The sequence below is a fragment of the Isoptericola sp. b515 genome (assembly GCF_030588125.1).
GTDB lineage: Bacteria > Actinomycetota > Actinomycetes > Actinomycetales > Cellulomonadaceae > Isoptericola > Isoptericola sediminis.
The window spans coordinates 1-11,470 of the sequence record NZ_JAUQYR010000001.1 but is presented as its reverse complement, the minus strand read 5'-3'; the positions used below and the strand labels follow the sequence as shown (position 1 = coordinate 11,470).

At 71.2% G+C, this 11,470-nt stretch carries 9 protein-coding genes; 6 read left to right on the top strand and 3 right to left on the bottom strand.

Going from position 1 to position 11,470, the window contains the following annotated elements:
* Positions 1 to 26 precede the first annotated feature (26 nt).
* Positions 27 to 2,459 (top strand): NAD-dependent DNA ligase LigA, encoded by a 2,433-nt coding sequence (gene ligA / locus Q6350_RS00045; protein ID WP_304602354.1) that lies wholly within the window; start codon positions 27 to 29, stop codon positions 2,457 to 2,459.
* A gap of 28 nt (positions 2,460 to 2,487) precedes the next feature.
* Here ligA and Q6350_RS00040 read toward each other — a convergent pair whose 3' ends face one another.
* Together Q6350_RS00040 and Q6350_RS00035 are read right to left on the bottom strand one after the other, a co-directional pair.
* Positions 2,488 to 3,159 (bottom strand): ThuA domain-containing protein, encoded by a 672-nt coding sequence (locus Q6350_RS00040; RefSeq protein ID WP_304602353.1) that lies wholly within the window; start codon positions 3,157 to 3,159, stop codon positions 2,488 to 2,490.
* The gene (locus tag Q6350_RS00035) at positions 3,156 to 4,301 is read right to left on the bottom strand and encodes an ROK family protein (protein WP_304602352.1); all 1,146 of its coding nucleotides are present in this window, start codon (positions 4,299 to 4,301) and stop codon (positions 3,156 to 3,158) included. Before Q6350_RS00035 ends, Q6350_RS00040 begins: the two co-directional genes overlap by 4 nt.
* Before the next feature lie 177 nt (positions 4,302 to 4,478).
* On the opposite strand from Q6350_RS00035, the gene Q6350_RS00030 reads away from it, so the two are divergent.
* The 5 genes from Q6350_RS00030 (at position 4,479) to Q6350_RS00010 (ending at position 10,455) form a co-directional block, all read left to right on the top strand.
* Positions 4,479 to 5,999 (top strand): sugar ABC transporter ATP-binding protein, encoded by a 1,521-nt coding sequence (locus Q6350_RS00030; protein WP_305064593.1) that lies wholly within the window; start codon positions 4,479 to 4,481, stop codon positions 5,997 to 5,999.
* Entirely contained in the window at positions 5,996 to 7,021 is a 1,026-nt protein-coding gene (locus tag Q6350_RS00025) for an ABC transporter permease (protein WP_304602350.1), read from the top strand. The genes Q6350_RS00030 and Q6350_RS00025 overlap by 4 nt, the downstream gene beginning before the upstream one ends.
* 64 nt (positions 7,022 to 7,085) lie before the next feature.
* Positions 7,086 to 8,153: a substrate-binding domain-containing protein gene (locus Q6350_RS00020; RefSeq protein WP_304606867.1), complete on the top strand. Its 1,068-nt coding sequence runs from the start codon at positions 7,086 to 7,088 to the stop codon at positions 8,151 to 8,153.
* Between the two features lie 102 nt (positions 8,154 to 8,255).
* Positions 8,256 to 9,434: a Gfo/Idh/MocA family protein gene (locus Q6350_RS00015; protein WP_304602348.1), complete on the top strand. Its 1,179-nt coding sequence runs from the start codon at positions 8,256 to 8,258 to the stop codon at positions 9,432 to 9,434.
* A gap of 19 nt (positions 9,435 to 9,453) precedes the next feature.
* Entirely contained in the window at positions 9,454 to 10,455 is a 1,002-nt protein-coding gene (locus tag Q6350_RS00010) for a sugar phosphate isomerase/epimerase (RefSeq protein WP_171245565.1), read from the top strand.
* Positions 10,456 to 10,466: 11 nt separating this feature from the next.
* On the opposite strand, the gene Q6350_RS00005 is transcribed toward Q6350_RS00010, so the two are convergent.
* Positions 10,467 to 11,024 (bottom strand): GNAT family N-acetyltransferase, encoded by a 558-nt coding sequence (locus Q6350_RS00005; protein ID WP_304606868.1) that lies wholly within the window; start codon positions 11,022 to 11,024, stop codon positions 10,467 to 10,469.
* Positions 11,025 to 11,470: the final 446 nt, after the last annotated feature.

Here is an 11,470-nt window from a genome sequence, read left to right as displayed (position 1 = left end):
TGGGTGTCCCACGGCAAGATGGGGGCGTGACCGACACCGACGCCACCCTCGACCCGTCCGCGCTCGACGAGGCCTCGGCCCAGCGTCGCTGGGCCGAGCTCGTCGCCCTCGTCGAGGAGGACCAGGCCGCCTACTACCAGCACGACGCGCCGAAGGTCTCCGACGCGGAGTACGACGCGCGCATGCACCAGCTGGAGGCGCTCGAGGCCGCCCACCCGGCGCTGCGCCGGCCGGACTCGCCGACCCAGCGCGTCGGCGGGCAGGCCTCGACCGCGTTCGCGAACGTCGACCACCTCGAGCCGATGCTGTCGCTCGACAACGTGTTCAGCACGGACGAGCTGCGCGCCTGGGACGCCCGGGTCGCCCGCGACCTCGACGTGCCCGGAGGCGCCGTCGGCTACCTGTCGGAGGTCAAGATCGACGGCCTGGCCATCGCGCTGCTGTACGAGCAGGGGCGCCTGGTCCGTGCCGCCACCCGCGGGGACGGCCGTACGGGCGAGGACATCACCGCCAACGCGCTGCGCATCGCGCAGATCCCGCACCGGCTCGACGGTGACGAGCACCCGGACGTCGTCGAGATCCGCGGGGAGGTGTTCATCCCGACGGCGTCCTTCGCGCGGCTCAACGAGCTGCAGGTCGAGCTGCGCGACCGGGCGGTCGCCGAGGCGCGGGAGCGTGCGGCCACCCGCGAGTTCGACGAGGAACGCGCCCGCGTGGCCGCGCTGCGCCGCTTCCCCCAGTTCGCGAACCCGCGCAACGCCGCCGCCGGCGGGCTGCGTCAGCTCCTGGACAAGAAGACCGGGCTCGAGCACGAGGCGGGGCTCGCCCGCATCGAGGCGTTGCGCCTGTACGCGCACGGTGTCGGCGCGCTCCAGTGGACGGAAGGGCAGCACGAGGAGCTGGCCAACCTCTCGGACGCCTACGACCTCTTCGCGCGGTGGGGCATCCCGATCTCGCCCCACAACCGGGTCGTGGAGGGCGTCGACGCGGTGCTCGAGATGATCGACCACTTCGGCGAGCACCGCCACGACATCGAGCACGAGCTGGACGGCATCGTGGTCAAGGTCGACGCCCTGGCCGACCAGCGCCTCCTGGGCGCCACCAGCCGCGCGCCGCGCTGGGCGACGGCCTACAAGTACCCGCCCGAGGAGGTGAACACGCGCCTCCTCGCGATCCAGGTCGGCGTCGGGCGGACCGGTCGCGCCACGCCGTACGCCGTCATGGAGCCCGTCCTGGTCGCCGGGTCCACGGTGCGCCAGGCCACCCTGCACAACCAGGACGTCGTGAAGGCCAAGGGCGTGCGCATCGGCGACATGGTCGTGCTGCGCAAGGCGGGCGACGTCATCCCCGAGATCCTCGGCCCGGTCACGGCGCTCGCCGACGACGGCTATCCCCGCGAGGACTTCGTGATGCCGGCGGACTGCCCCGAGTGCGGGACGCCGCTGCGGCCCATGAAGGAGGGTGACGTCGACCTCCGGTGCCCGAACGCCGAGTCCTGCCCCGCCCAGGTGCGGGGCCGTGTCGAGCACATCGGCTCCCGCGGCGGGCTCGACGTCGACGCGCTCGGCGAGGTGACCGCGGCCGCCCTGACGCAACCGCTCGAGCCGAAGGAGCCGCCACTGCGCACCGAGGCACGGCTGTTCGACCTGACGCTCGACGAGCTGGCGCCGATCCGCGCCGTGGTGCGGGACTCCGAGACCGGCCTGCCGAAGGAGTGGGACGGGCGCGGGGAGTCGGCCGAGTTCGAGATGCCGGACGGCTCGGTCCAGACGGTCAAGGCGGTGCGCCCGTTCCAGAAGAAGCGCAAGCTGTCCAAGGCCGACGAACGAGCAGCCGTCGAGGCGGGGGAGTCGTTGTACGAGCCCAACGCCCAGGCCACCAAGCTCCTCGACGAGCTCGACAGGGCGAAGGTCAAGGACCTGTGGCGGATCCTGGTCTCGCTCAACATCCGGCACGTCGGCCCGGTCGCGGCCCGCGCGCTCGCGGACTGGTTCGGGTCGCTCGAGGCGATCCGTGCGGCGTCCCGTGACGAGCTCGCCGCCGTGGAGGGTGTCGGCCCGGTCATCGCGGACGAGGTCCAGGCCTGGTTCGAGGTCGACTGGCACCGGGAGATCGTCGAGACCTGGGCCCGCGCGGGCGTCCGCTTCGAGACCCCGGGACACCCCGGCCCGGCGGTGATGGCGGAGAAGGCCGCCGAGGGGCCGACGGGACCGCTCGCCGGGCTGACCGTCGTCGTCACGGGGTCGCTGGAGAACTACTCGCGGGACGGCGCGAAGGAGGCCGTCGTCGCGGCGGGCGGCAAGGCCGCCGGGTCCGTGTCGAAGAACACCGACTACGTCGTGGCGGGGGAGAAGGCCGGTTCCAAGGCCACCAAGGCCGAGCAGCTCGGGGTCCCGATCCTCGACGAGGCGCAGTTCACGGTGCTGCTCGACGGCGGCCCGGAGGCGCTCGGCGCCTGAGAGACGAGGTCCGGACGTCGCGGGCCGGTCAGCGCGGGCTGCGCGCGGCCCAGAGCAGGCCGCGCGAGATGACCTCGTGAATCGTCGGTTCCTGGACGTCCGCCACGGTGTGACCGACGGAGCAGGCGAAGACCCTGCCCCGTCCCCAGGAGCGGGTCCACGCCACCGGAACCGTGACGTCCTCGTGCCACGGGGTGCCGGGGCGGGACGTGTGCGTGGTCGTCATCAGCACGTCGCACGCCGTGTCGTGCTGCACCCAGTACTGCTCGGTGGTCAGCCGCGTGCGGGCGGGCAGGCCGGCGACCACCGGGTGGTCGGCACGGTCGGGGTGGACGGCGATCTCGTGGTCGACCACGTCGTCGGGGTGGGCGACGAACTGGCCGCCGACCAGGTGCTGGAAGTCGGTGGCGCCGCGGAACGCGTCCAGGAGGCCGCCGTGCCAGCCGGCGAGGCCGGTGCCGTTCTCGACGGCGACGCGGAGGCCGTGCATCTCCTCGACGAGGATGTCGCCCATCGTCCACGACTGGACGATCAGGTCGCTGCCGGCCATGACACCCTCGTCGGCGTAGACCTCCAGCGACTCCTCGACGGTGACCTCGAAGCCGGCGTCCTTGAGGACCGGGATGAAGATCTCGGTCGTCCCGACGGGGTCGTGGCCGTCCCACCCGCCCCGGACGACCAGGGCGTTGCGCGTGCTCACGCCTCCTCCTGGGCGATGAGCGCGTCGACGGACGGCGCCGCGAGGTACTGCTCGGTGACGAGGAACGCGGCCCCGACGACGCCGGCCTGGGCACCGGCACCGGTGGTGGCGATCCGGAGGTGCTGCGTCGCCAGCGGCAGCGAGCGCTGGTAGACGATCTCGCGGATCCCGGCCATGAGGTGCTCGCCGGCGTCGGACAGGATGCCGCCGATGACGATGCGGGCGGGGTTGAGCAGGCTCACCGAGGCGGCCAGCACGCTGCCGATGTCGCGGCCCGCCTGGCGCACGGCCTGCCCGGCCGCGACGTCGCCGGCGCGGACGAGGTCGACGACGTCACGGGTGGTGCTGACGTCGGCGCCGCGTGCCCGCAGGTCGGCGACGATGGCGGCGCCGCCCGCGACGGCCTCGAGACATCCGGTGTTGCCGCAGCGGCACGGGATGTCCGAGGCGCGCGGCACCGTGATGTGGCCGAGGTCGCCCGCCGCACCCTGGGCGCCGCGCCGCAGCTCGCCGTCCATGATGACGCCGGCACCGATACCGGTCGCCACCTTGACGAACAGCAGGTCGTCGACCTCGGAGCACAGGGTCCGGTGCTCGCCCAGGGCCATGATGTTGACGTCGTTGTCCACCTGGACCGGGGCGCCGAGGCGCGCGTGGAGCTCGGTGGGGACGTCCGTGCCGTCCCAGCCGGGCATGATCGGCGGGTTCACGGGCCGTCCCGTGGTGTGGTCGACGGGGCCGGGGAGGCCGATGCCGACCCCGGCGAGCTCGTCGAGACGCCTCCCGGCCTGGGCGACGACCTTGGACCCCGTCTCGGCGACCCAGTCCAGGACGTGCCCGGGCCCGTCGGCGATGGAGACCGGTTCCTCGAGGACGCCGATCGGTTCTCCGGCGAGGTCGGTGACCGCGAGTCGTGCGTGCGTGGCGCCGAGGTCGACGCCGAGGACGATCCGCGACGTCGGGTCGAAGGCGAAGGTCGACGGCGGCCGGCCACCCGTGCTCGTCGCCTCGCCGGCGGGGGCGAGCAACCCGATCGCACGCAGCGCGTCGATGCGTCCGGCCACGGTGGAGCGCGACTGCCCGGTGGCGGCGACCAGCGACGCACGGGTGCGCGGTCGACCGTCCCGGAACAGCTGAAACATCGCTCCGGCTCCCGTGGGACGCGGGGGAAACTTCGCCAGCCCTTCCATGAGCACAGTGAACCACGCCTTCATTCCCCATCGCATGTGTCGACGGAGTTCGCATCACAGCGAGGTAACGATCCGAAAGTCTCGGAACTTATGATTGACGACGAGCAGAAGTCTCTCTAGAGTCGTCGCATGGTCACCGAAGACCCCGCAGCGCCGCTGCTGCAGATGCAAGGGATCGTCAAGCACTTCCCGGGTGCCAAGGCGCTCGACGGTGTGGACCTCGACGTCCTCCCCGGCGAGGTCCACTGCCTGCTCGGCCAGAACGGCGCCGGGAAGTCCACGCTCATCAAGGTCCTGGCCGGGGCCCACCAGCCCACGGCCGGCACCATCCTGCTCGACGGCGAGAAGATCGCCATCCCGCACCCCGACGCCGCGCTCGAGCACGGCGTGGCGACGATGTACCAGGAGCTGGACGTGGTCGACGGCCTGACCGTCGCCGAGAACATCTACCTGGGGCACGAGCTCGCCTCCGCCGGTTTCACGCGTCGCCGCTCGGCGGCGCAGCGGACCCGGCAGCTCATGGACCGCCTGGGGCACCCGGAGATCTCACCGCACCAGGAGGTCGGGGAGCTGCCGGCCGCCGGCAAGCAGATCGTCTCGATGGCACGGGCGCTCTCGCGGGACGCACGCGTCATCGTCATGGACGAGCCGTCGGCCGTCCTGGACTCCGGCGAGGTCGACAACCTCTTCCGGGTCGTCGACGAGCTGACCCGCCAGGGCATCGCCATCATCTACATCTCGCACCGCCTGGAGGAGATCCGGCGGATCGGCGACCGCATCACCGTCCTCAAGGACGGCCGCACCGTCGGTCGGAACCTGGACGTGTCGACCACGCCGACCGACGAGCTCATCAAGCTCATGACCGGCCGGGAGATGGAGTACGCGTTCCCCGACCGGCCCGGCGTGCCCGAGGAGGCGCCGGTCCGGCTCGAGGTCACCGACCTGGCCCTCTCCGGGGTCTTCTCCGACGTCTCCCTGTCGATCCGTGCCGGGGAGATCGTCGGCCTGGCCGGCCTCGTCGGCTCGGGGCGGTCCGAGATCCTCGAGACCATCTACGGCGCACGTCGGGCGACGGGCGGGAAGATCACGCTCGACGGGAAGAGGCTGCACCGCGGTTCGGTGTCCGGGGCGGTCGCCGCCGGCATCGGGCTCGCTCCCGAGGAGCGCAAGAGCCAGGGTCTCGTGCTCGACGAGCCGGTCTACCGGAACATCACCCTGTCGACGTTCGCGGGCATGGCACGCGGCGGCTGGCTCGACGAACGTGCCGAGAAGAAGGCCGCCCAGGAGCAGGCCACGGCGCTCGACCTGCGTCCGCCGGACGTCGACCGGGCGATCCGCACCCTGTCGGGCGGCAACCAGCAGAAGGCGATGCTCGCCCGCTGGCTGGTGCACGGCGTCGAGGTCCTTCTCCTCGACGAGCCGACCCGGGGCGTCGACGTCGGCGCGCGGTCGGAGATCTACTCCCTGATCCGCCGCCTCGCCGACGCCGGGACCGCCGTGCTCGTCGTCTCCAGCGAGATCCCCGAAGTCCTGGGCCTGGCCGACCGCGTCCTCGTGATCTCCGAGGGCCAGGTCGTGCACTCAGGGCCCGCCGAGTCGATCGACGAGCACCAGGTGCTCGACATGGTCATGGAAGGAAGTGTCGCGTGAGCGAGCAGAAGGTGTCGTCACGTCCGACGACAGAAGCATCGAGCGCACGAGCAGGCGGCCGCCGGGCCCTCTCGGGGACCGTCGTCCGCAACTTGGGGCTGGTCGCCGCGCTCCTCCTGCTGTGCCTCGTCGGGTTCCTGACGGGCGGCGAACGGTTCGCGAGCCTGACGAACCTGACGATCATCCTCAGCCTGGCGTCCGTGACGGGGGTGATGGCCATCGGCATGACCTTCGTCATCACCACGGGCGGCATCGACCTGTCGGTCGGTTCCGTGCTCGGCCTGACGACGGTGTGGGCCACGACGCTGGCGACGCAGGACCTGGCCGGCCAGTACGGCTGGATCGTCATGGTCGGCTGTGCGCTCCTCGTCGGGCTCGGAGCCGGGCTGGTCAACGGCGTGATCATCGCCTACGGGAACGTCGTCGCGTTCATCGCGACGCTCGCCATGCTCGTCGCGGCCCGCGGGCTCGCCGAGCTCATCGCGAACCGTCGTACCCAGCTCGTCCAGACGTCGTCGTTCGAGAACACCTTCGAGGGCAACCTCCTGGGCGTGCCGAAGATCGTGTGGATCTTCGCGCTCGTCGTCGTCGCCGGCTGGTTCCTGCTCAACCGCACGACGTTCGGTCGCCGCACCGTCGCGGTCGGCGGCAACCCGGAGGCGGCGCGCCTGGCCGGCATCAAGGTCAAGCGTCACCTCATGTACGTCTACGGGCTCTCCGGTCTCACCGTCGGCATCGCCGGCACGATGATGCTCGCCCGGACCGGGGCCGGCTCGTCGACCAACGGCCTGCTCTACGAGCTCGACGTGATCGCCGCGGTCGTCGTCGGCGGCACGCTCCTGGCCGGGGGACGCGGCACGATCATCGGCACCGTCATCGGCGTCCTCATCTTCGCGACGCTCTCGAACGTCTTCATCATCAACAACCTCGACAGCTCGGTGCAGCAGATCGCCAAGGGCGCGATCATCGTCGGCGCCGTGCTGCTGCAGCAGCGGATCTCGGCACCCTCGAGATCGAGCTGACCCCACCCCCGCACACACCACCACACCCACCCAGCACGATCCGGACCGAATCGAGGAAGATCCCATGTCCGTACGTATGAACCGCCGCCAGCGCATGCTCGGCATCCCCGCTGCCCTCGCCGCCTCGGCGCTCCTGCTGACCGGCTGCGTGAGCAACGAACCGGCCGAGGAGGAGAGCGAGGCGTCCTCCGAGGAGGGCGGCGGCTCCACGGCCGTCTCCGACAACGACGAGGCCGGCGAGGAGGTCGTCATCGGCTTCTCCGCCCCTGCCGCCGACCACGGCTGGATGGGCGCGATCACCTCGGCCGCCGAGGCCGAGGCCGAGAACTACGACGACGTCGACCTCCGTGTCGCCGAGGGCACGAACGACGTCAACGTGCAGATCAGCCAGATCGAAGGCTTCATCGCCGACGGTGTGGACGCCATCGTGCTCCTGCCGTTCGACGGCGCCGCGCTGACCGACGTCGCGATCGAGGCCATGGAGGCCGGGATCCCGGTCATCAACGTGGACCGCGAGTTCTCCGACCCGTTCGCCGCCCGCTCCACGGTGCTGGGCGACAACTACGGCATGGGCGTCTCGGCCGGCCAGTACATCTGCGAGCAGCTCGGCGACCAGCCGGACGCCGTCGTCGCCGAGATCCAGGGCATCGCCTCGCTGCCGCTGACCCAGGACCGCAGCCAGGGCTTCGAGGACGCGCTGTCCGAGTGCGGGCTGGACGTCGACAACCAGGTCGCGGCGGACTTCACCGTCCAGGGCGGCGAGTCGGTCACCTCGAGCCTGCTGCAGGCGGCCCCCGAGATCGACGCCATCTGGAACCACGACGACGACCAGGGTGTCGGCGTCCTCCAGGCGATCGAGAACGCCGGTCGTGACGAGTTCTTCGTCGTCGGCGGTGCGGGCTCGGCCAACATGATGCGCGAGATTCAGGAGGGCGACTCCGTCGTCCAGGCGACCGTCATCTACCCGGCGACCCAGGCCGCCGACGGCATCAAGCTGGCCCGCCTGGTGGCGCACGAGAAGGACATGAGCGACCTCGCCTCGTCGAGCGTGCCGCGCACCGTCCAGCTCTTCGCCCCGGTCGTGACGGCGGACAACGTCGACCAGTACCTGCCCAACGCGTTCGAGTCCTGACCGGACCGCACCCCGACGGTGGCGGGGCCTGCGGGCCCCGCCACCGCGGCTCGTCCGCCCGCATGGGCGCCCGGGCCGCACGAGGAATGAAAGGACACTCCAATGGCTGCAGCAGACGGCGCCCGCCTGGGCGTCGGCATGGTCGGCTACTCGTTCATGGGTGCGGCGCACTCCCACGCCTGGCGCACCGCTCCCCGCTTCTTCGACCTGCCGCTGCGCACCGAGATGACGGCGGTCGCCGGACGGAACCGCGAGAAGGTCACCGCGGCCGCGGACCGGCTCGGGTGGGGGTCCGCCGAGACCGACTGGCACCGGCTGCTCGAGCGGGACGACATCGATCTCGTCGACATCTGCACCCCCGGGAACACCCACGCCGAGATCGCCGTCGCGGCCCTCGACGCCGGCAAGCACGTCCTGTGCGAGAAGCCGCTGGCCAACTCCGTCGCCGAGGCGGAGCAGATGGTGGCCGCCGCGGACCGCGCCGCGCGCCGCGGGGTGCACGCGATGGTGGGGTTCACCTACCGGCGTGTCCCCGCCATCCAGCTCGCACGGCAGCTCGTCGTCGACGGGCGGATCGGCGAGATCCGCCACGTGCGTGCGCAGTACCTGCAGGACTGGCTCTCCGACGCCTCGACACCGCTGAACTGGCGGCTCGACAAGGACAAGGCGGGGTCCGGCGCGCTGGGCGACATCGGCGCCCACGTCGTCGACCTGACCCAGTTCATCACCGGCGAGCGGATCACGGGCGTGGCCGGGATGCTCGAGACCTTCGTGCCCGAGCGTCCCGTGGCCACCGAGTTCTCCGGGCTCTCCGGGACCGGCGGGACCGAGACGGGGCCGGTGACGGTCGACGACGCGGCCGTGTTCTTCGGCCGGATGTCCGGGGGCGCCATGGCGAGCTACGAGGCGACCCGGTACGCCGTCGGGCGCAAGAACGCGATCCGGATCGAGATCAACGGGTCCGCCGGGTCGCTGGCGTTCGACTTCGAGGACATGAACGTCCTGCACTTCTACGACGCGTCCGAACCGGCGGTGACGGCCGGGTTCCGACGGATCGTGGTGACCGAGGCCGAGCATCCCTTCGTCGCGGCCTGGTGGCCTCCGGGACACGGGCTCGGCTACGAGCACGCGTTCACCCATCAGGTCGTCGATCTGGTGGGAGCGCTCGCAGCCGGTCAGGCGCCCGCGCCGTCCTTCGCGGACGGTCTCGCCGTGCAACGGGTGCTCGATGCGGTGGAGCGGAGCGCGTCGGACAAGCACCGTTGGATCGAGCTGGCCTGAGAACGAGAGAGGAACGACCATGACACGACCGATCAGCCTGTTCACCGGGCAGTGGGCGGACCTGCCCCTGGAGGAGGTGGCCGGACACGCCGCGAAGTGGGGGTACGACGGCCTGGAGCTGGCCTGCTGGGGTGACCACCTCGACGTCTCCCGCTGGGACGACGCCGACTACGTCCAGGGGCGCCAGGACCTGATGGCCCGGCACGGGCTGCAGATCGTGGCGATCTCGAACCATCTGACCGGCCAGGCGGTCTGCGACGACCCGATCGACCGGCGGCACCAGGAGATCCTGGCGCCGGAGATCTGGGGCGACGGCGACCCGGAGGGCGTCCGGCAGCGGGCGGCCGAGGCGATGAAGGACACCGCGCGCATGGCGGCGAAGCTCGGCGTGCGGACCGTCGTCGGCTTCACCGGGTCCTCCATCTGGAAGACCGTGGCGATGTTCCCGCCGGTCCCGGCCGACATGGTCGAGGCGGGGTACCAGGACTTCGCCGACCGTTGGAACCCGATCCTCGACGTCTTCGAGGAGGTCGGCGTCCGCTTCGCCCTCGAGGTCCACCCGAGCGAGATCGCCTACGACTACTGGACGACGCAGCGGACGCTCGAGGCGATCGGGCACCGGGAGTCCTTCGGCCTCAACTGGGACCCGAGCCACATGGTCTGGCAGGACGTCGACCCCGTGGGCTTCCTGTGGGACTTCCAGGACCGCATCTACCACGCGCACTGCAAGGACACGAAGAAGCGCCTGAACGGTCGCAACGGTCGGCTGTCGTCCCACCTGGCGTGGGCCGACCCGCGGCGGGGCTGGGACTTCATCTCCACCGGCCACGGCGACGTGCCGTGGGAGGACTCCTTCCGGATGCTCAACGCCATCGGGTACGACGGCCCGCTGTCGGTGGAGTGGGAGGACGCCGGCATGGACCGCCTCGTCGGGGCACCCGAGGGACTGGAGTTCGTGCGCCGGCTCGCGTTCGACCCGCCGGACGCAGCCTTCGACGCGGCCTTCTCCACGAAGGACTGAGGCCGACCCGCTCACTCCACGGGGGTGTGCAGCATGACCACGTCGTCGTGCTGCACACCCCCGACGTCATAGGTGCGGGCGCCGATCACGGCGAACCCGTGCTTGCGGTAGAAGGCCTGGGCGCGGGCGTTGTCACCGTTGGTCCCCAACCACAGCGGCCGGTGCGGTGCCAGGACCCCGGCGCCCTCGACGGCTCCGGTCATCAGGGTGCCGGCGGTGCCGTCACCCAGCCGGTCGGGGTGGACGTAGATCTTCGAGAGCTCGACGTACGGTCCCGCGCCGACGGTCGTCCGCAGCGCCTCGCGCTCGGCGACGCCCTCCGGCTCGCCCCGCAGCAGCAGCGCGTAGCCGACGAGTCCGCCGGCGTCGGCGACGAGGAGGGAGCAGTCGTCGGCCCTAATCCAGCTGCGGAAGGTCTCGGGCGTGAGCCGGTGCGCGATGTGGTGGGCCATGGTGACGGCCGAGGTCCCGGGCGGGCAGGCGAGGGGGAAGGTCAGGGCCCCGAGCCAGGCGACCTCGGCGGCCTCCTCCTCCCGGGCGGGACGGACGACGACGGGTGGTGCGCTCACGGTGCGAACCTAGCGCGAACGGCCTCGTTCCGCGGCTCAGCCCACCCTGCACGACCTGCGACGACGGTGTCGGCGGTCACTGTGCGCCGGGTCACCCCGCACGGGCTTGGACTCGCTGCCGGGGACGTGTAATGTTCTTTCACGTCAGCCCGACAGGGAACGGACACCGCGAGGTGGCCGCCGGGGTTGAAACTCTCCTCGAACGGACAGGGCGCTTCGTGCGCCCCTCGGACGAGGCAGGGGCCTGACCTCGAGCAGGTCGCTCACTGATTCGCAGCAGCGAGTTGGACAGGGCGGATCGGTTCGGGTAAGGTTGAAGGGTTGCCCCGGACGGGGTCGGGACGAAGGGTTCCGGCTTTCGGATGGTGTGTGTCGGTTGTTTGAGAACTCAACAGTGTGCTTGATAGTCAATGCCAAATTTTGAACCTTCATTGGTTCCTTTGGAT